The sequence below is a fragment of the Clostridium sp. AM42-4 genome, from assembly GCF_003480105.1.
Classification (GTDB): Bacteria; Bacillota; Clostridia; order Lachnospirales; family Lachnospiraceae; genus Brotaphodocola.
The window spans coordinates 1-22,342 of the sequence record NZ_QUIK01000007.1; the positions used below are offsets into that span (position 1 = coordinate 1).

Below are 22,342 nucleotides of genomic sequence, written 5' to 3' on the forward strand. Positions count from 1 at the left end.
TTGCAAATAAAATGCACATTCTGTCTTGACGAAACGCTTCCGAAAGGAACGGTTTTAATCGAGTGCGGGAAGCTCTTGCAGCGGGGCGGGTACAAAATCAAAGTGCTAAACACCATCAATTTCAAGAAATCCATGCGGTACAATCCCTTCGCCTATCTGCGCAGCGAAAAGGATATTTTGAAACTGGTAAATACCATTATCGCCAACACCAAAGGCGACGGGGAAAAATCCGGCGAGGATTTTTGGGTGAAATCGGAACGGCTTTTTTACTGCGCCCTTATCGGCTACATCTGGTACGAAGCCCCGGAGAATGAGAAAAACTTTACGACGCTGCTTGAAATGATAAATGCGTCGGAAGCCCGCGAGGACGACCCGGAATTTCAATCCCCCGTTGACCTCATGTTTGAACGCTTGGAGGAAAAAGACCCGGAACATTTTGCGGTGCGCCAGTACAAGAAGTTTTTGCTGTCTGCCGGAAAAACAAGAAGCTCTATCCTCATTTCCTGCGGTGCGCGTCTTGCCCCCTTTGACATTCGGGAACTGCGCGAGCTGATGGAAACCGACGAAATGGAGCTTGACACCTTAGGCGACCGAAAGACCGCGCTTTTTGTTATTATCTCCGACACCGACGACACCTTTAACTTTGTTGTATCAATCCTTTACACACAGCTTTTCAATCTGCTTTGTGACAAGGCAGATGATGTGTACGGCGGGCGGCTACCTGTTCATGTGCGCTGTCTGCTTGACGAGTTTGCAAATATCGGGCAGATACCGAAGTTTGAAAAACTCATTGCCACGATAAGGAGCCGCGAAATCTCCGCGTCCATCATCTTGCAGAGCCAGTCGCAGCTAAAGGCTATCTACAAGGACAACGCCGATACCATTGTCGGCAACTGCGATACGACCCTGTTCTTGGGCGGCAAGGAGAAAACGACCCTTAAAGAAATGTCGGAAATCTTGGGGAAAGAAACCATTGACAGCTTCAACACTTCCGAAACAAGAGGACGGGAGCTTTCCCACGGGCTGAACTATCAGAAGTTAGGCAAGCAGCTTATGAGCGAAGATGAAATTGCGGTCATGGACGGCGGGAAATGTATCTTGCAACTACGCGGGGTGCGTCCGTTCTTCTCCGAAAAATACGATATTACCAAACACCCGAAGTACAAGTACCTTTCCGACTTTGACAAGAAAAATGCCTTTGACATGGAAAAGCACTTGCGCCGCCGTCCTGCAATCGTAAAGCCGGACGAGGTATTTGACTATTACGAAGTTGACGAAGCAGATTTGCAGGAGGACACAGAAAATGAATAAGCGTATCAGAAAGAAAAAGGCAAAACAGCAGCTAATCCGGGCTATCAGCGGGCTTGTGGAAGCTGCCGAGGAAATGCAGCGGGAACAGGAACGCAGGACAAGACAGGCAGGTATTTCCTATATCAAGTATATCGAAGCTGTCCGGGAACGGCAGTACGGCATTATGCCTGTCTACACACCACTTTTTGAAAAGGAGGGAGCTTAAAGTAAAAATAATAAACACGGGCTACATGGTACGCGCCCCTACTCCTTGCGCGTATCGCGGCAGGAAGCCGCACCCTTACAACTGAATACCGCCGCGCCGCAGCAACAAACGCAGCGCGGGGACTTATGACCGCGGCAGTTATCGAAAACTGACCGCCGTTTTTTATGCCCTTTTTCGGGCAGCCGCACAGCGGCAGAAAGGAGTTATATTATGGCATTTTTCAACAGCGCAGTAGGCGTTTTACAGACACTCGTTATCGCTCTCGGAGCAGGTCTTGGCATTTGGGGCGTTATCAACCTCTTGGAGGGCTACGGAAATGACAACCCAGGTGCAAATGCTCATGTACGGTAAAGTATCACAAGAAAATTATGTCGAATTGACAGCCGCCTCCGCTATACCGAATAAGGAAATAAAGAGTCCTCAAATTTTGCGCTACTAAATGAAGACGAGCGGAAGTAATCTCCCGCTCGTCAGTAAACTTAACTATGCCATATCAATCCCGCTTCTTTCCCGCCACCGGCACTAAGAACAGCGCGGGCAACAGCAGGAAAGCGGTACAGACCAGCCCCCAGGGTATGGACACCTGCTGGGCTACCAGCCCCACAATAGGCCCGCCGATGATCTGCCCGAAAGAGTCCAGCTGTCCGCTGGTGGAAAAGACTGTGGCGCGCATTTTCTCATCCACATGGTCGTTCATCCAGGCGGCCAGCACAGTAGGCATATAGGGTGGTATCTGCCGTATAAACCTGATTTAAGGTAACTTTTATGCCGCCGGTCTGTTCGGTGTACCATCCATCAAAACGATAGTTGCCACCACGGGTTGGTGTAGGTAAAGAGGACAGCTTGCCGGAACTATCTGTGGTAGCAGCAACCGGATTGACACTGCCACCATTAGGGTAAAATGTCACGGTATAGGTATTTGCTTCCCACTTCGCCCAGTATTCCTTATTGCCCGTTTCTGTACCGCCGATTGCCGCAACAAGAGAGCCGGTCAGATTTTCGTTGTCATACCAGCCCACGAACGTGTGGCCTGTATAGGTCATATCGTCGGCTGTCGGGAGCGTTGCACCTGCGCCGTAGGTGTATTCGGTGACATTGCCGTTGTTGATCGTTCCGCCGTTCGTGTTCAGCGTGACGGTGTAGGCATTTGCTTCCCACTTCGCCCAATATCCCTTGTTGCCCGTTTCGGTGTCGCTGATTGCCGTAACAGGAAAGCCGGTCAAGCCTTCGTTGTCATACCATCCCTTGAACGTATATCCCGTATAGGTCATATCGTCGGCTGTCGGAAGCGTTGCACCCACGCCGTAGGTGTATCCGGTGACATTGCCGCTGTTGATCGTGCCGCCGTTTGTGTTCAGCGTGACGGTGTAGGTATTTGCTTCCCACTTCGCCCAATACTCTTTATTACCCGTTTCTGCACCGCCGATTGCCGTAACAGGATTGCCGGTCAGACTCTCGTTATCATACCAGCCCTTGAAGGTGTACCCGGTGCGCGTCACATCTGTCGGGAGTGTTGCGCCCACGCCATAGGTGTATTCGGTGACATTGCCGTTGTTGATCGTTCCGCCGTTCGTGTTCAAGGTTACGGCATAGGTCGGGGCTGTCCACTGCACCGTCAGTTCCGTCACATCAGCCGGAACGTTGTCGCCGGGGGCGTAGAGCTTCCCGTTGCTTCCGAGCCACATGAAGTAGCTGCCCGTATCTCCGTCCGGGCGGGTCAGGCCGTTGGACGCGGGGGCGGTAAACTCGCTGCCGTTTTTCACGATGATTTGAATAGTATCCGTACTGCCGCCCAATTTGCCGCCGCCAAGGTCAAGGGTAACGGCTTTCAGCCCGTCAGAGCCCAGTTCGTCAGGGTTCAGGACTTCAAGGACGGGGCGGAAACCGAGGATCGGGTAGGAGGACGTAGCATAGTAGTGGTTCCAGTAGCGGGCCGAATCGACCCCGCGAAGCGCACGATACCACGATTCGTAACTTGATGTGTCCTGCCCCCACGAATATATGTCGTTCCAGTTTTTGACATAGCCGCTGTTCTTGTCCAGCACCGCGTCCCACTCATTGCTTTGGGGCGTACCGTGCTCTGAATCGTCTGAACCGGTAAACCCACTTCCACAAGACGGTGCGCGCAGGGTATAGTCCACGCCGCCGCTGGCATAATTTTTGCCGAAAATCAGACTCGCAGTATCTAAGTTATTCCAGTTTACCTTATGCGTTACGGCATAGTCCGCCACAAACAGGCTGTGAGAGTATTTGTTCTGCTGTGCATATTCCTCGGTGGTCGCCATCGCAGACGTGAGCTTGTAGGCTTCTATTGTTCCCGCATAGGTAAAGGGAACATAGTGCAGCGACGCATCCGGCAGGCTGCCGTTAGCCGTGCCGGGAATATTCATCGTCGAAAGGTCAAAATAGTATCTGTCGCCGGGGGTGAGGGTAAACTGCTCTGATAAAGCAAACTGCGCCGTGAGCTTGGTAACGTCCGCCGGAACGTTGGCACCGGGCGCGTAGAGCTTGCCGTCGCTGCCAAGCCACATGAAGTAGCTGCCTGTATTTCCGTCCGGGCGGGTCAGGCCGTCGGACGCAGGGGCGGTAAATGCGCTGCCGTTTTTCACGATGATGTGAATAGCATCGGAGCTGCCGCCCAGCTTGCCGCCGTTCAGGTCAAGGGTAACGACCTTCAGTCCGTCAGAATCCAGTGTGTCAGCGTTCAGGATTTCAAGCACGGGGCGGAAACCGACGTTCGGGAGGGAGTACGTAGCAGTGTAGTAGCCCCAGTAGCGGGCCGAATTGCACCCGCGAATCGCACGGTACGACGCATCAGCATGGTTGTCCTGTCCAAAGGAATACTTACGTGACCAGTTTTTGATATACCCAGATGTATTATCCTTCCAGTCTTGATTTGCCTTATCTAAAATCGCATCCCATTCGTTGCTTTTCGGGATGCCTCGCGTACTACTACTATCGTCTTTGCCATTATTATTATTAGACTGACTCCCTGCCGACGGCGCCCGCATGGTGTAGTTCACGCCGTAGCTGGTATAGGGTGTGCCGAAAATCATTTGTTTTTCGTTCAACTGATTCCAGTCTACATTAAAGGTCACATTGTAGTCCGCAATAAACAGGCTGTGGTCATATTTGTTCTGCTCTGCATGCTCCTCGGTGGTTGCCATTGCTGATGTGAGCTTGTAGGCGTCCACCGTTCCTGCGTAGGTAAAGGGAACATAGTGCAGGGTGCTGTCCGGCAGATCGCCGTTTGCCGTTCCGGGAATATTCATCGCTGATAGGTCAAAGTAATATCTGCCGCCGGGAGCGAGGGAAAACTGCTCGTCAGGCGAATCATTAGCCAATAGCATTGGCGCAGCCAGCGCCCCCAATGCAGCGGCAGCTTCCGCATACCGGGTCATATCCAGCTCATCGATTTCCTCGTCGGAGAGCTTCTCCTTCGCCTCGTCGATGGCCTCAAGCTGCGCCTTGACTTCTTCGGCGTTATCTTCAGTGATTTCTTCTGCGTTCGGTAAACCGTCGATCATGGCCTGTACGCTTGCCACCGTGACAGCCTCCGCATTGGACGGAGTAGCCAGTTTCTCACTATCCTCACTGCCGCACAGTTCGCAGACATACCCGCAGGGGGTCCCCGCAGTTGCAGGAGAGTAGCCGCACTCATCGTCATGCTCATGCTGGCAGTTTAATTCCTTGGTGATACACCCGCTTTCCTCGTCGCAGATGTGTGGGCAGTTCTCCGGCTCCCGTTTTTGTGCGCCGGACGGGGTCGCTTCATTGCCGGAAACGCTTTCCTCCGGGTAACAGTCCTCGTCATGTTCATGGACGCAGTTGGTTACTTCCTCATAGCAATCTGCGGTGTGTTCGTGGACGCAGGGTGTTCCCGCCGTTCCCTCCGTGTAGCCGCAGTCCGCGTTATGCTCCGGGTGGTGTTCGCACAGGCCACTTGTGCCTATTGTAACGCCGCCCGCCTGCCCATTCTCCTCGGCCAACACGGATTGAGAGCAGAGGGAAAAAAGCATTGCGCCGCAGAGCAGCAGGCTCAATATCCGTTTTTTCAATTTCATTTAGTCCTCCCTTTCTTCCGTACTGACTGTACGGTCTTTTGATTTGTTTTTCAGCCGGATGCAGATCATGGTCACTGTCACCCCCACCGCAAAGGCGGCGATGCCGACCACAACGTATGCGCTTGTGCCTCCTCGCAGCAGCACAGAGCCATAGCTGTCTGTCACGGTGGGGACGCCACCTGACTGTACCTTCCGCAAAAGAATACCGATCCCGGCAAAGAGAAGCAGACTGCACACGCTTAAGGTGGAAAGCACGCGCCTTTCGTACCGCTTCCTGTATTGCCTCGTCCGTCGCCGGATCTCCCGAATCCGGCGCTCCGTTCTGCCGGTCATTGTCAATGCCTCCTTTCGCTTTTTGTTTTCAAGGTCAATCAACGACCCTCTACTTCCTAAAAGACATGAAATCCAAAATCCTTCCACCCAAAATCGAAAAAAATTCAAAAAAAATGAACCGCCCCGAATTTGGGACGGCTCTGCGCGCGAAATCTGTACTTATTTAAAGGAAATGTTCTGCCTTGGCAGCAGCTGCTTTGCTGCGTATAGGCAGAGAAGGAGCAGCGACGGAAAGAGGTATCCTGCCGTTTTCCATACACCGTCCGCCGTGATGAGCAGATTATAGATGGCATGGAAACCGATGCAGGCTCCAAGAATGCCCACGGTGCCGGTTGCTGCCAGCCAGTGACGGCGAAACACATAGGAAACACCGAAGCCGGAAAGAACGCCACAGAGAATATGCAGCGCTCCGGCGGAAATCCCGCGAATCAGCAGAAAATTGAAATTGGCCGCGCCGTTTTCCGTCAGATAGCAGACGTTTTCAAAGGTAGCAAAACCAACGGCGATGGCGATGGCTGCCGCAGGTATCTCTTTCGGCTCCGGCTCAAAAATCAGATAGAAAAACAGCAGCGGCAGAAGCTTCATGACTTCTTCACATACGGGCGTGATCTCGATAGCGGCAACGGTGCCGTCCACGCCGTATTGCCCCATGAAGAAGCTGCTGACATAGGCGCTGAGCAGGCAAACGGCCATACCGACGGTCAAAAACAGCGCATAGCGCCGAACGCGCCCCTTGATGAAAAACATGGATAAAATCAGCGGAAGCGCAAGGCAGAGGAAAATATTTTCAATATAGGTCAAGCCTGCTTCACCTCCCGCAGCGTCAGAGGCAGCAGCGCCGCCATGGATAACGTCAGCGCAAGGTCTACAGCGTAGTAGAGCTGAAAGCGCGTGTAGTCGTGCGTGAAGTCAGAAACCAAATATAACAACACCTGCAACATAACGCAGATGATCATAAAAAAGTCTCTTTTTCGGTACAAGCTGCCGTTTTGTATATGAAATACCGAGAGATACATGATCGCACCTGCCGTGAGCGCAAACAGTGCGGAAACAAAATAAGACGGGCCAAAATCGTGGTCGAGAAAAGCAACCGCCGCAATGACCGCCGCGGTGGCTCCGGCAGGGAGCGAAAAGCGGCACTTCATCCCCTCCGTTCGCAAAATCTGTGCGGACAGGTAGAAAAGCCACGCAGCCAGCCATGAGATCTCCGCCACATAAAATACTTGCGGCCAGATACCAATGATGACCAGATACAGCACATAGTATATCGTCCCCATGGCAAAGCAGGCATAGGCAAGAGATAAAATCAGGAGGCTGCGGTTCCTGTGCCGAATGGCAAGAATACCGGCAGCGACACAGGCGCAGAGCAACATCGTGATCTGAAACAGGTTATCAATGAGTTCAAAGTTCTCCATCTCCGGCATCCTCCTGCTTCTGTCGTTCACATCTCCGATGCAGACGGTATAAAAGAACTGTCACGCAAACCCCAAGAAGAAACGCCAACAGCCCCATCATGATATAGCCAAGTGCGGCGTGGCTTCCTATCAGGCTTGCCGTTCCCGAAGAATGGACGATGCTTCCGTCCGCTGCGCCCTTCATCAATCCCGGCATCATTGCGCCGATGCCGATCACCAAAAACAGGCAGGCCGCCATGCAGACTGCATATAGCCCTTGTTGTTTCTTTTTTCGATGCTCTTGTTTAATTTCCTCTGTCCGCCTGTGGATCAGGCGGGCACGCTCCTCACTTGTCCGCATAAGCAAATCCCTCCTGCTCCAAAATTACTTTCAGGCTTTGTTTTCCACGGTAGACCAGTTTTGTGATCTGGCTCTCACTTTTGTTCATGACCGTTGCCGCATCGCGGTAGCTCATATCTTCAAAATAGACAAGATAGAGTGCTTCCCGGTATTCTGCTTTCAGCTTTTCAAGCGCATCATAAAGCTGGCGGTCTCGTTCGCTGCGAAGTAGATTGGTATCGATCAGGGTGTTGCTTTGCGGCTCAAAGTCCAACTCATCCAGGCACAGAAATGCAAGACGGTGTTTCTGCTTATGTCGAAGCGCAAGGTGACGAGCGGTTTTGTAAAGATATGCCTTAAAACTGCCCACACCCTCAATCGGCCTCTCCTTTGCGAAAAGCTGTGAAAAGGCCTCGATCATCAGATCCTCCGCCTCGTGGATATCCTTTATGTATCCAGTTATGTAAAGTGTCAGCGCATCGCCGTAGCGTTCCACCAGCAGGTCGGCAGCTTTTTGCTCTCCGTCAAGATACCGTCGGTATGCGGTTTCATCGGAGATCATATCCACCGCCTCCTTCTGTGGCCTTCCTACGAGGGTCGGACGGTTTCTCCGCATTTTCCGGGATCGCCCATGAGCGCCCGAACCGGGACGCGCCGGGGATCCGCCCCTCGGCGCAATACTGGTTGACCCGCCGCTCTGACACGCCCCAGCGATAGGAGGCCTCCCTTATGGAAATATAGCCTTTAATCCCGTTCATACCGCACCTCCGCATGGATAATACTCAACATGATACATTATATACGAATATCAGAAGAAATACAAGGCGTCCGGCGAAGTGTCCAGAAAAAAGTTACATCGCTGCGAAGGACGGGAGAAAACGGGGCAGCGCCCCCAAATGCGGCTGCTGGCGTTTTTTAAACAGGCCTGTCCCATGCGGTTTGGGGAACTGAAAAAAGTTCTCAAGCCCATCACCAACACAGCTCTGACCAACGCCCTGAAGGAGCTGGAAGCGGATGAATTGATCCAGCGCATCCAATATAATGAAATGCCCATACGGGTGGAATACTCCCTCACCGAGAAAGGACGGGATCTGCTGCCTGTTTTTTATGCTATCTCTCAGTGGGGCATGAAATATATACCGTAACTCCAAATATAATGACGCCTTTTTAGAATAGGAAAGCCGGGAAGCATTGGCACTGAGCCCACTTCCCGGCTATTGTTTTTTTCATTGACAGCTGGAGTTTCATTGTCAATGGCGTTTGCTTTACATTATTTTACGGAAAATATTTTATCACTTGACAAGCAAGGATGCAAACTGTGTTTTAAAACGACAAAGTTTCACCGTCGGCAGGGACCTTCACTCGAGAGAGAAGATTCTGTAATTCCAACTGCTCACTTAAAGAAGTGCGAGAAAGAGAAGCATGTGCCACATTATCCATATGACTGATAATAATATCGGCTTCTGGAGCGTGTGCGATTACTTGTGCCACATCTTCAGCATCCATAATCAGTCTGCCAAAATCAACAAGCTCCGCAGCACAAGCATTTAGTATGATAACATCAGGCTGAAACCGTCTCAAGTTTTCCTCTACCTGTTCATACCAAACGGTATCACCGGCAAGATAAAGTGTTTTTTCCTCTCCTTCCATCATAAACCCCATGGCAGAACCACAGGGAATCGTCACGCCATGTCGTGCCGGTACATTTGTCACGGTTATTTCTCCAATCGAAAGACCAGACTGCGGCAAGATTCTTACATCTTTAAATCCCGACCGAACAAAAACCTGCGCATCTTCGTCGTTCTGTACCAGCACGGGTGTTTCCTTGTTTAACATATTCCCAACTGTTCCGTCCATCTCCATATCAATATGATCCGGATGGATATGAGTAACAATATAATAGTCCACATCTGCAAGAATTTCATCAACCGTTGTGGGAAGCGGACAGATGGGCATGGAAATGAATGTTTTCTGAGAATCCGGCGTTTTAAAGGGAATGGATTCGGGAAGTCTTGCAAAGCAACCAAAACCGTCCTTGGGGGCGAGCCACGGATCGACTAAAAAAATCTTTCCCCCATAGTGAATTTTAATGGTTGCATTTCGTATCTGTCGAATTTGCATAATTTACCCTCCTGTTTGAATTTTAAATATCAAAATTGTATCCTTTACTCTGCCTCTAAGAGAAAAATGACTGGCCGAATTCCGTCTGGACAAGCAAACACGCCAATCGTATCATCATTCAGCCAAGTACCAGATGGCTGAACCAATTCCCCCAAGGATAACTGACGCGCCATGGGAGCAATCACCTGCCAGGCAACGCCACACATCCCATCCGGCGGATTGATGCCATCGCTGTATAATACTTGACCTTTCTGATGAAAAGGACACATCCCCAAATTAGGAATTGCATACGGTTCTGCCAGTTCCTGATAGTATTCCGTGCGCAACACGGTGATTTTAACCTTCTTATGCATTAGCATCCCCTCTTTCAAATTGTTCCGCGTAACAGTAGAGGGATTTTCCCTCGGCTGTACGAAGATAGCGGATGTCCAGCCCATTCGGTCCCAAGCGGAAGCGATCCAGCGCATCAGCATCCTTGAAGATGTGATACAGAAGAATGCCGCTCTTCTGTTCCGTCAATGCTGCCTCGCCCAAGACGTCATCCCTGTCGTGAAATGCCATGACCAGATAAACTCGGTTATCAAAGGACAGCGAATTTGTCTGACAATAGTCCCTGTAGTAATCTGCTGCTCGCTGGCCATGGTCCACATCCAACCAGTCATTCTGGCGGCGGGAGTCATGGAAAACCGCGGCGGCACACAGTGCCTCCCGCTCTTTCTGGGATAAATCCATCTTGTCTGCGATCAGCAAAGCGAACAGCAATACCCTGGCACAGTGTTCTTTAGTGTGTTTCTCGCTATCAGACAGCGAAAACTGTACTTCTTGTTCGAGAAAATGATACCATCTCTTATAGTCATTTTGAACTTGTTTCGGAATCGTCATGCCTCGCACGCCTCCCGGAGAGCAGGCAGCAGCTCATCCAGTCGCCCGTCCAGTCCGAAGGACTTCTCTTTGATATTGTCCGCAATGTAGATCTCACCAAGATTGATGGTCACATAAGTGGCGTTTGGCTCGCTGGCCACCAGGCGCATCATCGGGGCCTTGATCAGCTGATTGCGCCAGCCAATGCCCAGCTCCAAAACCACCAGTTTCTTCCCGTGGTAGGTTTTCAGAAAGTTTTGGAACCGTACCTTGGCAGCGGTATCCGGAATCATTCTCTGACCCGCACCCATGTGGATGTCCATGGGACCGCCGCACTTGGGACAGTGCGGCATCAATTCTGTAGGCACATGGCCGCTCTGTTCGGCAGCCGATAATTTTTCTGCCACCTCCAGACTAGGATAGATGGTGTCGTGGCAGGGGCGGGCACACTGCATAGTAAACCAGTTGCCCTCAATCTCATAGATTTTCGACGGATCGAAGCCACACAGTTCAAAGTGACCTTCTCCGTTTGATGTGACGACAAAGTAATCTTTCTCTCCCACAATGGCCTTCAAATCGTTCATCACCGGCGTAGGCTGGTACTGCCCGCAGTAATGATGGATGAGCCGGGCCCAGAAGGCCCATTTTTCCTCCTCGCTGGGCCATCCAGCCATCATGCCCTGCAAAATACACCCAAGGCCGTATTTCCGTTTAAAATCTCCAAACAGTCTTTCAAAGGCCGCATTGTCCGCAAACAAATGCAGTCCTTCGGTGATGGACAGTCCGTTACTGGCCCCGATCAAGATAGCGTCCGCTTGACAAACTGGGTATCCTGATTGGTGGTGAGGATGAAGAAGTCCTTGCCTTTCAACAAAGCGTCTAGATCCAGATAGGGATGACGCACAGGTGCGGTCTGGGTGGTGTGAAGGAAGGTGGCAAGATACCCCCAATACTCTTCCCGAGTCTCCCAGGGGTGCATCATCCCTGCAAAAGCACCTTTGAAGTGGTACTTCTCCGCAAAAGGCCGGAAGTATTTGCGGTAGGAGTCGTTATCCTCATAGTAAAAATCTCCGCCACCGGCAGCGGACAGACCGGAGGCCCCGCCCACTACCACACAGTCAGCTTTCTTTACCTCCTGTACCAACCGATGGATCTGTTCGCTATACGGCAGCGGCTTTTTGTCAGTCAGCTGATAAGGCGTACTGCCGGAAGCATAGATAGGATAGTGCCTGGAATAATTCATCTGGGTCTGCATGACCAAATCATCATAGAAGTTCATTGTCGCCATTCCTTTCAGGTGGGTGTTATTTTTATTCTTACTTCAAATCATTTTAGCATCCTCTTGCGCTGCTGTCAATATGCTGTTATAATAAAAATAACATCAAGAAAAAAAAGGAGATCAGTCCATGAAATATCCCACCCGCCTTAGCGATGCTGTTCATATTCTGGCTTTTATCGCTCTGTACCCAGACTGCGACCTGACCAGCAACAAGCTGGCAGAGAGCATTCAAACCAATCCCGCCTATGTGCGCCAGCTCATGTCCGCCTTGCGGAAAGGAGGGCTGCTGGTCAGCGTGAAGGGACATCCCCGGCCTGCCCTGGCTCGCGAGCCGGAGAAAATCACTCTGCTGGATGCCTATCGGGCAGTGGAGGGCAACAAGCCCCTGCTCCACCAGGACATCCATACCAATCCAGCCTGTGGCGTGGGTGTAAATATCCAACTGGTGCTGCGGGATTTTTACTTGGACATTCAAAAAACAGCGGAACAAAGAATGCAAGAAATCACGCTGAAAGATGTGCTGGAACAATATCACATGAAGTTGGAAGGGATGCCCTTGCAGCGTTTATGACGGATCGACTTTCAGAAACGCTTCCATTTGGGACAAAAATTCTTCTAAACGGGAAATACAGAACCTCCTTGCGGGACTATACTGAAAACCTGCGAGACCTATACCCCGTATTTTGCGAATGATTGAAGATGATCGCTACTGCGAGGACATTTCCAACCAGCTGTTGAAAAAGCTGGTTACATAATAATAGACAATGGACCGGCCCAATCTAAATGGCCGGCCCTAAATTAAGGAGGAAATCAATATGAAACTTGGCATTATTCGTTGTATGCAGACAGAGGATTACTGCCCCGGAAGCCGGGATTTTCGGACAATCCGAGAGAGAAAAGGCGCTTTTATGGGAGAGGATGACATTCAGTTAGTGGGCTTCATCAACTGCGGCGGCTGCCCCGGGAAAAAATCAGAAACATCTCAGAAGTAAAGTTTCTTTTCCCTCCGACCTATGGTAAGATAGACTTCAAGGAGGAGTGCTAAATGGTTCAGAACCACTTACCCCACGACCACGGACAAACTATCGAGCAGGAACTGGAACATATGCCCAGCGTAGAAAACTTTCAAACTGTAGCTGATATTTTCAAGCAGCTGGGGGATGGCAGCCGTATTCGCATTTTTTGGTTGCTTTGCCACTGTGAGGAATGTGTTATCAATCTTTCGGCTATGGTAGATATGAGCAGTCCTGCAGTTTCTCACCATCTCAAGCAGTTGAAATCAGCAGGTCTGATCGTTAGCCGCCGGGACGGAAAAGAGGTCTATTATAGAGCTGCCGATACCGAACCGGCCCAAAATTTCCACCATATGATTGAGTGGCTTGTAAAAATCGCCTGTCCGTCGCAAGTAGAAACACAGAAAGGAACGCCATGAAAAAAGAAGAATCCAAAGTTATCGCTCAAAAACTCCAAAAGATTCCAAACGGCACCCTCGCCTTGAAGCATTGCCGGGCTGGTGGAACGGGTAGCACACTCTTTGGAGAACAGTTTCGAGCGGTTACCGCTGGAAAAGGATGTGTGGAGGCATATGAAACTTTTCCTGGAATAGAGGTATCCTTCAATGTTTTTCTTGCTTCAGAGGTCAAGTTTCAGCACGATGCTTCGGATTCTGTTTTGGAAATTTACTATTGCCGCAGTGGTCGCGTGGGTTGGAATATGCAAGGCGGTACTGCCGTCTATTTAGGTGCAGGTGATGTGACTGCGCACAGTATGGCCTGCTGCGCGGATTCCGCCATGATGTTTCCCCTAGGATATTCAGAGGGGATTTCCATTTCCGTGGATCTGAAACAGCTCTCTTCCATTTGCCCGGAAGTTTTAAAGAATGCCGGTGTAGAGGCAGACCAGTTACGGGATCGATTTTGCTCCGGAAAGCCATCCGCAATCCCGTCCTGTTCCGATTTAGAGCATATTTTTGCCCCACTCTTTTCTGCTCCTGTGTCCGTTCGAATTTCCCTCTTGAAATTGAAGGTTCTGGAAATTTTGATTTATTTGAGCAACATGAAATCGGAGCATAAAGAACTGACTCAATACTTCTCCCAGCAAACCGAATTGATAAAAGAAATTCATCAACAGTTGACAGAGCACTTGGATCAACGATTTACGATTGAAGAACTTTCTAAACAGTATTTGATAAATACCTCTACTCTAAAGGAGATATTCAAGGCAGTCTACGGCCAGCCTATCGCCACCTATATGAAGGAATTTCGGATGCGTCAGGCTATGAAATTATTACGGGAAACAAATGCCACTATCGCGGATATTGCTTCCCAGGTAGGCTACCAAACCCAGGGAAAGTTTTCAAGCGCTTTTCAGGCTATAGTCAAAATGTCGCCCAGAGAATACAGGAAAATCCAGGGTATAGCTCCATCTGATTCGTTTAGCAAAACACTGTAATGAAAAATTCTGGTAGACTACTGCCAGCAAAGCCTAACATAAATATAATTTTGTAGGTCACTTTTTCTTTGGGCTTGTACGCTTCGGCTCTTTTAGCAATACTATCTACCGGAATCTTGCCCTCGCCCTCTCCAAACTCCACATCAATGTGGATTTAACTGTCGGCTTTTTTGTGGGACAAAAGAACTACCGTCTCGACTGTTGTTTCAGTTTCCAAGGGAAGTTCTTTCACTTCCTCGCCATCAACAGGCACAGGGAAGTTGAATACAATCTTCTTTATCCAGCTTCCGTCTTTTCTCTTTTCCGGGAACATCTCAATTCGCTCAATAAAGGCTTTCATAAACTCTTTCTGTTCTGCTTCCGTTGCGGAATGGTAGACTTCATCAAATGCCAGTAAGAGCCGATAAATGTTATCGCCGGAGATTTTCTCCTGCTGGATGCTGCGTATCTGACTTTGCAATTCGCCAATCTGAACTTCGATTTCTTCTATCGTATCATACTGTTCATCATATCGGCGCTGCAAATCCAAAATTTTTCTGTCATAGTGGGCATCGTTGATGTCCAAAGTATCCATCTGACGCTCCAAGCGGCTTTTCGTTCCAAAGGCTTGCTTTAGCTGTCCTTGCAGAACGGCGATCTGCTTTTCCATATCCTCTGTATCAACCGCCGTTCCAATTTTCGCTTGAATTGCTTCTATAAATCGGGGATTGCTGACCATAGCGGAGATGACCTTCGCCACAAATTTGTTGATTTCCGTCTGCTCGATATTCAGCCGGAAGCTGCACTCATGTCCCGTCGGCGTAACCGTATTTTTGCAGTAGTAATAATACCGTGTTTTCTTGTCCTTGCTATGAGCCTTGGCAATATTGCCGTACATACTCTTTCCGCAACACGGGCATTTCAAAATACCGGATAGGATGTGTGCGTGGTCTGGATTGTTGACCTTTTCCCGCTTAAAGGAATTGATCTTGCGCTTTTCCTGTGCCAGATACCAATCTTCTTCGGAAATGATGGCTTCATGCTGACCATCGTAAACAGGGAACTCCGACTGCTCGACCACGTGCATCTCATTTCTTGTACCTTGCCTCTTTTCGGTTCTCCGTCTGCCATAAGCAATTTTACCCATATAAACGGGATTATCCAGTACGTCCTGCACGAAGTTCCTTGAAAATCCGGGGATGGTGTTATTTTGCCGCAGCTTCTTCACAAACCCGTTGCGGTTGAGATATTTAGCAACTCCGGCAACGCCCTCATTGGTATGGATGTAGCGGTCATAAATAACACGGATTACTTCCACTTCATCCTCCGCAATGACAAGGTTTCCGCTTTCCAATTTGTATCCATAGGGAGCGAAACCGCCGTTCCATTTGCCCTCACGAGCCTTTTGCTCCCGTCCTGCCATTGTCTGTGTGCGGATATTCTCTCGCTCGATTTCCGCCACCGCAGACAGCACGGAAATCATAAGCTTTCCGGCATCCTTGGAGCTGTCAATGCCATCCTCCACGCAAATCAGGTTGACACCAAAATCCTGCATGAGCTGCAAAGAGTTCAGAACATCGGCTGCATTTCTGCCAAATCTGGAGAGCTTAAAGACAAGCACATAGGAAACGCCGTCTTTGCAGTCCTGGATGTCGTTCAGCATCCGTTGAAACTCCTGCCTCCCTTGGATGTTCTTGCCGGAAAATCCTTCGTCAGAATACTCCCCGGCAACGACCATATCCTCGTATGCCGCATACTTCCGCAACTTGTCCCGCTGGGCATCCAAGCTGTATCCGTCTACCTGCATGGAGGTGGACACTCTCGTATATAGATAACATTTAAGTTGCTTCTTTTTCAGAATCGCCACCTCCTTCGCTCATTTCTTTTACCATCAATCCCTCGTTGCGGATATAATACTCCAAAAGTCTAAGCACATAATCCGGTGCATGGCGGTTGTCCAATTCCCACTCGGTCATAGTCCGGTAAGGAATATGGACGAGCTTGCAAAAATCTTTCCGGTTCAGTCCTGTGCTTTCACGCAACTTAATAATTCTGTTTTTACAATCCATTCGTCTTTTCTCCCAAAAAGCAAAAATACACGTTGCGTACATATTATAGCATAGCCGCAACAAGTACGCAACGTGTAAATTGTAAATTTTTACGCAGCCTTATCCGTCAAAGGCTGCGCTTGCTTATCATCCTTGGAACACTCCACCGTTTGCGGTGTATCCTGCTCTAATTTATCCAAAACCTGATGCCCGTACTTCTGGAGCATCTGGCTCATAACATCCACACAGCGGTCAAATGCCGCATTATATTTCGCTTCCTCATAATATTTCTTCAATAGGCGATTCCTCCATCAAAGTTCCATATCCTGTCCACGCTTCCGGTCAGGGTGTTTGTGTTCCTGCGTTTCCTTTCCTCTGATGAGGATAGAATTGATAAAAGCCCGAACCCTTTCGGATGCAATTTCCAGTGCATCCAGAAAAGGCTGGGCTTTCTGTTTCAGTTCCATATATTTTTCGTTTACTGCTTCATACCGCTGTTTCCAGATGGAAACCGTCTTTTCAGCGGAAGCCAGTTTCTCCTTCAAGCGCTTGTTGTCAGCATTGGCGATAATGCCGTTGACCGCATAGCGTTTGAGCGTGTCGCACTCATCCGGTGTCAGCGTGATATTATTTCCGAATGTGGCTTTCTTTCCCATCGTTTCAATCTCCTGCACCGTCAGAGCAACGGTCTTTGCTGTTTTGGTTTCCTTTTGCAGAGCTTCCAGTTTCTTTTTCTGTTTCTCCGTGGCATCTTTGGCATTCTCCAACCCCCGCTCCGCCTGTGCCACCTGTCCGGTCATAGCTTCCAAACGCTGCTGTTCAGCCTGAACCTTGAACTGTGTCACTGTCAGATGTTCCTCGGTGCTGCCACGCTCTCCACGCTCCACATCGGTATATCCGGCATTTCGCATGAAATGAAAAAAGTCATCCTGCAACACACTGTAGGACGACTTCAAAATCTTTTTTCCGTTTGCGTTGAGCATGGGATTTCCGTTTTCATCAAGCAACGGCTTGGAGTCCCATTTCTTACTTCGGCTGACCTGTGTAATTGTTTCCTTTACCGTTCCCCGGAGTGCTTCATCCTTACACCGCTTCGACCAAAGAATCTGCTTTTCCACCACCGGGATATAAACCACATGAAGGTGATAGTGGTACACATCCTCGCCAAGAGCTTCGGACATTGCCCGGTTGCGCTCATCGGCGTGCATCACAGCGGAGAGGATATACTGCTCACCACCCACGATCTCCACAGCGGCTTTATAGGCATCGGTATAAAACTGTTTCGCAAATTCATAGCCGCCGTGGTTGTAGAAATAGGCGGAGTTCACATCAAACACCAACTCGCCGTATTTCACAGCATCCGGTTTCAGACCTCTTGTGGAGATCACATTATCATGCTCCATCTGCTCAAACATTTTCACATAATCATCCGTGGGTGCTTTGAAATGAACGTTCAGAGAAGTGCGCTCCGGCACGATGTCCTGATTGCTGTAGCTGTCCTTTTCACGCTCATTGTGTTCCTGTACCTTCGCCACATCCGCAGGCGTTTTCAAGTCCTGATTTCTGGCTATGGTACGGTCTATTCCATCATTTCTTGCCATTGAATTTTTGTCCTTTCTTTGAGATTTGCAGACAGTGGGGAGCTACGGAGAGGCACTTTTTCAAAGTGTAATAACCCACTATGACACTTTCATCCATACTGGCTGCAAAGTGCCGTGGGCTCTCCGAGGGCTCTCCCGAGGGGGAATGCGGTCACTGCGGTGACCTCTGCTGACCAAGGCGAAAATGTCTGCGCCTTTTCCCATGGTCAGCCCGTCTGCATGAAGCTGTTCTGTGTCAACTTCCTCTTGCAGCCGGTGTCCACAGACACTTTTTCAAAAGCCTGTGGACATAGAAACAGCCCGAACGAGAGGATGTGTGCTGTTTCTATAACAAGCGTTTTACGCTCTTTTGCTGCGTACATACATACCAGCAATGGGATTTACTCGACCTGCCGCCATTCCTCCGGAATGTCCTCCGGTACGTACGTACACGGCGAATCTCCGTAAAACCCATTTATATGAGGTCGTGCAATGGCTTCCACTCCCATGAATCCCCACACCCGCCGTCCGGCTGAGTTGGTGATGTTGTTGCAATGCTCCAGATTGAATTTCTTGGCATTGGCAATCATGGCGTCGCTGAAGCTGCGGACTTTCAGCGGAGCAAGAGAATTTTCCTCGCACCACATCCGATAGATTTCATAGAAATCCTTGGAGCTGATGGACGCATCCGCTTTACGCCGGATGTATCCCTCGGAATCCATGAAATCAAAGATATTGTTGTTGTCACGTTTGACCGCTTCCCGGTTTTCCCGGATACGGTCACTCTCCGTAAACTTAAAGTTGTTGGCAACAAGCCGCTGCAAGCCTTCAAATGCCCACAGGAAGATACCCTCGGATTCGGCTTTCATCTTCTCCGCAAGGTCGGGATCGTCAGCTCTGTCCACTGGCTTTTCCTTGGTGGTCAGCACAAGCTGTCTGCGGTAAAAACCATCGCTGCGATCATAAAGAGCTTGCAAATCGCCGTTGCTGAACGCAAGCAGCCGGGCGAACATCCAGCCCTGATAACTCTGCTTGCCTTTGCGTTCCAAATCCATCTTGCCCTGTGCTGTCACGATGGATTTTACATAGTTGGTCTGGCGCAGAGCTTCCATCCGCATATCATCATCCACGCACAGCAGGATGTGTTCCAGATCAGCACGGGCGAAGCGGTTTTCAGAAATCTTGCCGATGCTGCCGTCTTTCATATTCGTGCCAAAGATAGCCGAAAGCACAGCTCCGATTTGGGATTTGCCCTCGCCGCCATTGCCCTTAATCACCATCATACGCTGTCCCTTGTTGGAGGGAATCAGGCAGTAGCCGATGAACTCCTGCAAGGTGGGAATGTCCTCCGCATGGAGCAGTCCGTCCAGAAAGTTCAGCCAGATCACCGGCGCAGTAGCATCGGGATTGTAGGCAACCGGCAGACGGCTTCGCACGATAGTCGGCCTGCCCTTGGTAAATGTGCCGTCCAGCAGCACCGTACCGTTGGACACATGGATGCGATCCTGCTCCGGTGGAAAGTCAGGCACTTGCGCTTCCAGTTTCAGCACTTCCAGAATGTTGGTGATCTTCCGGGGGATGTTGTTCACGGCACAGAATTTCAGCTTGTCGTAAATCTCCCCACGCAGAGGAAGATCGTCCGTCACTCGACCATCGGGCGTGAAAAAAGCTCCGTTTGCGAAGATGATCCTGCGCTCTTGCAGAAATTCTTCACAAAACAGAGCTTCGTTGATGTTCTGCCCGTCAAACCACATGGGCAAGTTCATATCAGGCGTTTTCCGGTTCTTCGCCATGGTGCGCCACCTCCTTTTTCTTTCGTGCGGTATACTCTTGCAGAAAAGCAATTTTGCCGTCCAGCATCAGCTTGTCCACCAATGCCACCCGTTCTTCCAGATCACCCACCGTCAGCACATCTGCCATATATTCGATATGGCAGTGCATCTGGCAGGCTTCCACAAAACGGTCATCCAGAGCATCTTCCGGTGTCTTGGGAGCATAGCGCACTTTCCAATCTTCCAACAGATGCAAATAATCCGTCAGCACCCGGAAGCACAGCATTTCATCCTCCCGGAACTGACGGATATAGGGACGCTTCGGCTTGACCATAGCTGCGGCAGTGGGCGATTTCGGGTCAAGCCCGAAGTCCAAAGCCAGCTTTTGCGCTGCTTCATAACTGCTCAGATTGAACAGCCTTGCCACAAGGTCGATCACATCCCCTTTGGCTCCGCAGCCGAAGCAGAAAAAATAGTCCTCATTCAGCTTCAAGCTCGGATGCCTGTCGTTGTGGAACGGGCAGCAAGCCATGCCGTTGTGGCTCACTTTCAGCCCGTAGTGTTCGGCGGCTTGCTTGACGCTGATTGCCGCCTTGATGGTTTCATAGATTGTCATAGAAAACCCTCCGTTCATAATATTCTGGAAAGCACGAAGCAGCCGCCGTGATTGGCAGGTGCTTCGCTCCTTCTATTATGGTTATGACGGATTTTTCAAAAAACAGGGTAATCGGAGGACAACCCCGTTTCAAAAAACAGGACAACTTTTCAGAGAATATGGATTTCTTTACATTTGCATGATACAATCAAGAAAGTAGAAAAACAGGACAGGAGGGGCAAGCATGAACCAAGAACTGATGACATTGGATTTTTGGCAGGATACGGTTATATATGAGGGAAAAACACTTCCTGTCGGCACGCTTGCCTGTGATGCGCTGAATGTCCCTGCGGATACCATTTCAAGGATGAACGAGCAATGCGAGAACATCAATCTGCTGCTCGGAACATTAAACGCCGGACAGGATGCTTCTGCACTCTGTCCCATTGCAAGGGAAGCTACTCTGGCGATGTTGGATATTCTCAGCGAAACTCCGCCGTTCTCCTATATGGATATACCAAAGCACAGAAAACGGATTGAAAAAGTCTTTACTGTGGACAATACGCTGAAATATGTGGAGTTTGCCATAAAAGCCGCAACCAATTCTTTGCAGTTTGAAGAAATCCAGAACTTTACCGATGCGATGATGCTCCAACGCTATACCGCAGTTTTCGGGCATCTGGCATACTCCCTTGGGGAATACCAAACGGCCATGCTTGATTTTGCAGAAAAAACAGACGGCAACGAAGCAGACCGCACCGCAGAGGGTTTTGCAAAAATGTTCGGCAGCTATTTCCCGCCGGAGTTTTCCATCACGGAAGGCAATGCCTGGATGTCTACCCTGAACAATTCCGTTCAGTATGTATCCGTCATCCGTCCCGGCGAAAAAGTTGCGAAGCTGGTCAAGCGGATGCACTATGTATCCTTTGTAGGGATGTTCCGGTCTGATCTCTTTGAGGGCCTGTGTGTTGGTCATGCACCGAAGAAATGCAAAATCTGCGGCAAGTGGTTTCTGACCACCAACGCACGGCACACCAAATACTGTGGCGGCTATGCACCGGGGGACAAGCTGCACCGCACCTGTCGGCAGATCGGCAACCTGAAAGGCAGAGAACAACGGGAGCTTGCGGACGATCATCCGGTGAAACAGATTTATGAGAAACGGCTGAACACCATAAACCGCTATGTGAAGCGTGGTACTCTGGACGCTGATCTTGCAGAGGTTATGAAAAAGCTGGCAAAAGATAAGATGCTCCGGGCATTGAGCAATGTAGCCTATGCCAAGGGAGCTTATGAAAAAGAAATGGACCAGGCGGCTTTGAAAAAGGAAGCAAGTGCAAAAATATACAAAGAAAGGGACAAACATGAATAGAAAAGAACTTAGTCAGAATCATTGGAAATACTACTTAATGCTCGAAAAGCGTTTTGTTGAATCAATAGAGTTTGTAGAACTACATGAGGACAATTTTGATGCATTTTCTAACGGATATGCCCTCTTAATTCAAGCCATAGGGGCAGAGTTGGATACTGTATTCAAAGAGTTTTGCGGTTTCAATACAACGGATCGAAAAACGGTTGCAGACTATGCACAGTATATTTTGACCAACACACCGGATATAAAAAATCAAAAAATCAGTGTACAGGAATACGATATCGAAATACAACCGTTTATGAATTGGGATATTACCCAGCCCGCACAGTCGTTGCAATGGTGGGGAGCATTTACAGATGTCAAGCACAACCGCTATGAGCAGTTGAAGCAAGCAAAGCAGGAGAATGTACTAAATATCTTGGGAGCTTTGTATTTGATAGAAATGTTGTACTTGAAGAAAATCACTGATGGGACAGACGAATTTGATGTGTTTGATGAATCTTCCAACTTGTTTAGTTTGAAAAACTGGACTTCTAAGGCTGTGCCGCTGAGCCAAGCTTTTGCCGTGCTAAGCGATATGATGGACGACGAAAATAATACTACTAACAAAAAGTTCGATGCATAATTACTGTCGATA

25 protein-coding genes and 3 pseudogenes are annotated in these 22,342 nt (G+C 49.6%); 10 read left to right on the plus strand and 18 right to left on the minus strand.

Annotation, left to right across the window (positions count from 1 at the left end; genetic code table 11):
* From DW922_RS06890 to DW922_RS06900, 3 genes and pseudogenes are all read left to right on the plus strand, one after another.
* A partial coding sequence (locus DW922_RS06890) for a VirD4-like conjugal transfer protein, CD1115 family (protein ID WP_118726150.1) occupies nucleotides 1-1,311 on the plus strand: 1,311 nt, incomplete at its 5' end.
* A complete protein-coding gene (locus DW922_RS06895; protein ID WP_005928546.1) occupies nucleotides 1,304-1,516 on the plus strand; it encodes a hypothetical protein in 213 nt (70 codons plus the stop codon). The genes DW922_RS06890 and DW922_RS06895, both read left to right, overlap by 8 nt.
* Nucleotides 1,517-1,726: 210 nt before the next feature.
* Nucleotides 1,727-1,855: pseudogene (locus DW922_RS06900) on the plus strand (Maff2 family protein); the annotation flags it as partial.
* A gap of 154 nt (nucleotides 1,856-2,009) precedes the next feature.
* Here DW922_RS06900 and DW922_RS06905 read toward each other — a convergent pair.
* The 7 genes and pseudogenes from DW922_RS06905 to DW922_RS06935 form a co-directional block, all read right to left on the minus strand.
* Nucleotides 2,010-2,228 (minus strand): annotated as a pseudogene (locus DW922_RS06905) (tetracycline efflux MFS transporter Tet(40)); the annotation flags it as partial.
* Nucleotides 2,194-5,580 (minus strand): InlB B-repeat-containing protein, encoded by a 3,387-nt coding sequence (locus DW922_RS18395; protein ID WP_118726151.1) that lies wholly within the window; start codon nucleotides 5,578-5,580, stop codon nucleotides 2,194-2,196. The pseudogene DW922_RS06905 and the gene DW922_RS18395, both read right to left, overlap by 35 nt.
* Complete coding sequence (locus DW922_RS06915; RefSeq protein WP_118600728.1) at nucleotides 5,581-5,913, minus strand: hypothetical protein; 333 nt, start codon at nucleotides 5,911-5,913, stop codon at nucleotides 5,581-5,583.
* Between the two features lie 159 nt (nucleotides 5,914-6,072).
* The gene (locus tag DW922_RS06920) at nucleotides 6,073-6,714 is read right to left on the minus strand and encodes a PrsW family glutamic-type intramembrane protease (RefSeq protein WP_118726152.1); all 642 of its coding nucleotides are present in this window, start codon (nucleotides 6,712-6,714) and stop codon (nucleotides 6,073-6,075) included.
* A complete protein-coding gene (locus DW922_RS06925; protein ID WP_118726153.1) occupies nucleotides 6,711-7,328 on the minus strand; it encodes a hypothetical protein in 618 nt (205 codons plus the stop codon). The genes DW922_RS06920 and DW922_RS06925 overlap by 4 nt, the downstream gene beginning before the upstream one ends.
* Entirely contained in the window at nucleotides 7,315-7,668 is a 354-nt protein-coding gene (locus tag DW922_RS06930; protein WP_118726154.1) for a DUF4179 domain-containing protein, read from the minus strand. Before DW922_RS06930 ends, DW922_RS06925 begins: the two co-directional genes overlap by 14 nt.
* Entirely contained in the window at nucleotides 7,655-8,209 is a 555-nt protein-coding gene (locus DW922_RS06935; protein ID WP_118726155.1) for an RNA polymerase sigma factor, read from the minus strand. The genes DW922_RS06930 and DW922_RS06935 overlap by 14 nt, the downstream gene beginning before the upstream one ends.
* A 274-nt stretch (nucleotides 8,210-8,483) precedes the next feature.
* Between DW922_RS06935 and DW922_RS06945 the strand changes: the two genes are divergently transcribed.
* Complete coding sequence (locus DW922_RS06945; protein ID WP_243032102.1) at nucleotides 8,484-8,792, plus strand: helix-turn-helix domain-containing protein; 309 nt, start codon at nucleotides 8,484-8,486, stop codon at nucleotides 8,790-8,792.
* A 178-nt stretch (nucleotides 8,793-8,970) separates the two neighbouring features.
* Here DW922_RS06945 and DW922_RS06950 read toward each other — a convergent pair whose 3' ends face one another.
* The 5 genes from DW922_RS06950 to DW922_RS17620 are packed head-to-tail and all read right to left on the minus strand — an operon-like array spanning nucleotide 8,971 to nucleotide 11,908.
* The gene (locus DW922_RS06950) at nucleotides 8,971-9,768 is read right to left on the minus strand and encodes an MBL fold metallo-hydrolase (protein WP_118726156.1); all 798 of its coding nucleotides are present in this window, start codon (nucleotides 9,766-9,768) and stop codon (nucleotides 8,971-8,973) included.
* A 44-nt stretch (nucleotides 9,769-9,812) separates the two neighbouring features.
* Nucleotides 9,813-10,121 carry a TIGR04076 family protein gene (locus tag DW922_RS06955; RefSeq protein WP_182430484.1) on the minus strand — a complete coding sequence of 103 codons (309 nt, stop codon included), beginning with the start codon at nucleotides 10,119-10,121 and terminating at the stop codon, nucleotides 9,813-9,815.
* Entirely contained in the window at nucleotides 10,114-10,650 is a 537-nt protein-coding gene (locus DW922_RS06960) for an HD domain-containing protein (RefSeq protein ID WP_118726157.1), read from the minus strand. The genes DW922_RS06955 and DW922_RS06960 overlap by 8 nt, the downstream gene beginning before the upstream one ends.
* Complete coding sequence (locus DW922_RS06965; protein WP_243032103.1) at nucleotides 10,647-11,432, minus strand: NAD-dependent protein deacetylase, SIR2 family; 786 nt, start codon at nucleotides 11,430-11,432, stop codon at nucleotides 10,647-10,649. The genes DW922_RS06960 and DW922_RS06965 overlap by 4 nt, the downstream gene beginning before the upstream one ends.
* Nucleotides 11,429-11,908 carry a hypothetical protein gene (locus DW922_RS17620; protein WP_195715021.1) on the minus strand — a complete coding sequence of 160 codons (480 nt, stop codon included), beginning with the start codon at nucleotides 11,906-11,908 and terminating at the stop codon, nucleotides 11,429-11,431. Before DW922_RS17620 ends, DW922_RS06965 begins: the two co-directional genes overlap by 4 nt.
* Before the next feature lie 127 nt (nucleotides 11,909-12,035).
* On the opposite strand from DW922_RS17620, the gene DW922_RS06970 reads away from it, so the two are divergent.
* The 4 genes and pseudogenes from DW922_RS06970 to DW922_RS06990 all read left to right on the plus strand — a co-directional run bounded on the left by DW922_RS06970 (nucleotide 12,036) and on the right by DW922_RS06990 (nucleotide 14,359).
* A complete protein-coding gene (locus tag DW922_RS06970) occupies nucleotides 12,036-12,479 on the plus strand; it encodes an Rrf2 family transcriptional regulator (RefSeq protein WP_015553397.1) in 444 nt (147 codons plus the stop codon).
* A gap of 244 nt (nucleotides 12,480-12,723) precedes the next feature.
* Nucleotides 12,724-12,879: pseudogene (locus DW922_RS06980) on the plus strand (CGGC domain-containing protein); the annotation flags it as partial.
* A gap of 74 nt (nucleotides 12,880-12,953) precedes the next feature.
* The gene (locus tag DW922_RS06985) at nucleotides 12,954-13,340 is read left to right on the plus strand and encodes a metalloregulator ArsR/SmtB family transcription factor (protein WP_118726158.1); all 387 of its coding nucleotides are present in this window, start codon (nucleotides 12,954-12,956) and stop codon (nucleotides 13,338-13,340) included.
* Nucleotides 13,337-14,359 (plus strand): AraC family transcriptional regulator, encoded by a 1,023-nt coding sequence (locus DW922_RS06990; protein ID WP_118726159.1) that lies wholly within the window; start codon nucleotides 13,337-13,339, stop codon nucleotides 14,357-14,359. The genes DW922_RS06985 and DW922_RS06990 overlap by 4 nt, the downstream gene beginning before the upstream one ends.
* Before the next feature lie 154 nt (nucleotides 14,360-14,513).
* On the opposite strand, the gene DW922_RS06995 is transcribed toward DW922_RS06990, so the two are convergent.
* The 6 genes from DW922_RS06995 to DW922_RS07020 all read right to left on the minus strand — a co-directional run bounded on the left by DW922_RS06995 (nucleotide 14,514) and on the right by DW922_RS07020 (nucleotide 20,354).
* A complete protein-coding gene (locus tag DW922_RS06995) occupies nucleotides 14,514-16,196 on the minus strand; it encodes a recombinase family protein (RefSeq protein WP_118726243.1) in 1,683 nt (560 codons plus the stop codon).
* Nucleotides 16,177-16,407 (minus strand): helix-turn-helix transcriptional regulator, encoded by a 231-nt coding sequence (locus tag DW922_RS07000; protein WP_007488123.1) that lies wholly within the window; start codon nucleotides 16,405-16,407, stop codon nucleotides 16,177-16,179. Before DW922_RS07000 ends, DW922_RS06995 begins: the two co-directional genes overlap by 20 nt.
* Nucleotides 16,408-16,496: 89 nt before the next feature.
* Entirely contained in the window at nucleotides 16,497-16,682 is a 186-nt protein-coding gene (locus tag DW922_RS07005) for a hypothetical protein (RefSeq protein ID WP_007488117.1), read from the minus strand.
* A 15-nt stretch (nucleotides 16,683-16,697) separates the two neighbouring features.
* Nucleotides 16,698-17,987: a plasmid recombination protein gene (locus tag DW922_RS07010; RefSeq protein WP_117552069.1), complete on the minus strand. Its 1,290-nt coding sequence runs from the start codon at nucleotides 17,985-17,987 to the stop codon at nucleotides 16,698-16,700.
* 380 nt (nucleotides 17,988-18,367) lie between these two features.
* Entirely contained in the window at nucleotides 18,368-19,759 is a 1,392-nt protein-coding gene (locus DW922_RS07015) for a phage/plasmid primase, P4 family (RefSeq protein WP_117552068.1), read from the minus strand.
* Nucleotides 19,734-20,354: a CHC2 zinc finger domain-containing protein gene (locus tag DW922_RS07020; RefSeq protein ID WP_117552067.1), complete on the minus strand. Its 621-nt coding sequence runs from the start codon at nucleotides 20,352-20,354 to the stop codon at nucleotides 19,734-19,736. The genes DW922_RS07015 and DW922_RS07020 overlap by 26 nt, the downstream gene beginning before the upstream one ends.
* Nucleotides 20,355-20,577: 223 nt before the next feature.
* On the opposite strand from DW922_RS07020, the gene DW922_RS07025 reads away from it, so the two are divergent.
* Entirely contained in the window at nucleotides 20,578-21,705 is a 1,128-nt protein-coding gene (locus DW922_RS07025; protein WP_117552066.1) for a DUF6076 domain-containing protein, read from the plus strand.
* Nucleotides 21,698-22,330, plus strand: a complete 633-nt coding sequence (locus DW922_RS07030) for a hypothetical protein (protein ID WP_021683574.1) — start codon at nucleotides 21,698-21,700, stop codon at nucleotides 22,328-22,330. The genes DW922_RS07025 and DW922_RS07030 overlap by 8 nt, the downstream gene beginning before the upstream one ends.
* Nucleotides 22,331-22,342 lie beyond the last annotated feature (12 nt).

Excerpts from the sequence above, each read along its gene's own strand:
- DW922_RS06895 (WP_005928546.1), top strand. The coding sequence starts at position 1,304 with ATGAATAAGCGTATCAGAAAGAAAAAGGCAAAACAGCAGCTAATCCGG.
- DW922_RS18395 (WP_118726151.1), bottom strand. The coding sequence starts at position 5,580 with ATGAAATTGAAAAAACGGATATTGAGCCTGCTGCTCTGCGGCGCAATG.
- DW922_RS06915 (WP_118600728.1), bottom strand. The coding sequence starts at position 5,913 with ATGACCGGCAGAACGGAGCGCCGGATTCGGGAGATCCGGCGACGGACG.
- DW922_RS06925 (WP_118726153.1), bottom strand. The coding sequence starts at position 7,328 with ATGGAGAACTTTGAACTCATTGATAACCTGTTTCAGATCACGATGTTG.
- DW922_RS06930 (WP_118726154.1), bottom strand. The coding sequence starts at position 7,668 with ATGCGGACAAGTGAGGAGCGTGCCCGCCTGATCCACAGGCGGACAGAG.
- DW922_RS06935 (WP_118726155.1), bottom strand. The coding sequence starts at position 8,209 with ATGATCTCCGATGAAACCGCATACCGACGGTATCTTGACGGAGAGCAA.
- DW922_RS06950 (WP_118726156.1), bottom strand. The coding sequence starts at position 9,768 with ATGCAAATTCGACAGATACGAAATGCAACCATTAAAATTCACTATGGG.
- DW922_RS06955 (WP_182430484.1), bottom strand. The coding sequence starts at position 10,121 with ATGCATAAGAAGGTTAAAATCACCGTGTTGCGCACGGAATACTATCAG.
- DW922_RS06960 (WP_118726157.1), bottom strand. The coding sequence starts at position 10,650 with ATGACGATTCCGAAACAAGTTCAAAATGACTATAAGAGATGGTATCAT.
- DW922_RS17620 (WP_195715021.1), bottom strand. The coding sequence starts at position 11,908 with ATGAACTTCTATGATGATTTGGTCATGCAGACCCAGATGAATTATTCC.
- DW922_RS06970 (WP_015553397.1), top strand. The coding sequence starts at position 12,036 with ATGAAATATCCCACCCGCCTTAGCGATGCTGTTCATATTCTGGCTTTT.
- DW922_RS06985 (WP_118726158.1), top strand. The coding sequence starts at position 12,954 with ATGGTTCAGAACCACTTACCCCACGACCACGGACAAACTATCGAGCAG.
- DW922_RS06990 (WP_118726159.1), top strand. The coding sequence starts at position 13,337 with ATGAAAAAAGAAGAATCCAAAGTTATCGCTCAAAAACTCCAAAAGATT.
- DW922_RS07000 (WP_007488123.1), bottom strand. The coding sequence starts at position 16,407 with ATGGATTGTAAAAACAGAATTATTAAGTTGCGTGAAAGCACAGGACTG.
- DW922_RS07010 (WP_117552069.1), bottom strand. The coding sequence starts at position 17,987 with ATGGCAAGAAATGATGGAATAGACCGTACCATAGCCAGAAATCAGGAC.
- DW922_RS07015 (WP_117552068.1), bottom strand. The coding sequence starts at position 19,759 with ATGGCGAAGAACCGGAAAACGCCTGATATGAACTTGCCCATGTGGTTT.
- DW922_RS07020 (WP_117552067.1), bottom strand. The coding sequence starts at position 20,354 with ATGACAATCTATGAAACCATCAAGGCGGCAATCAGCGTCAAGCAAGCC.
- DW922_RS07025 (WP_117552066.1), top strand. The coding sequence starts at position 20,578 with ATGAACCAAGAACTGATGACATTGGATTTTTGGCAGGATACGGTTATA.
- DW922_RS07030 (WP_021683574.1), top strand. The coding sequence starts at position 21,698 with ATGAATAGAAAAGAACTTAGTCAGAATCATTGGAAATACTACTTAATG.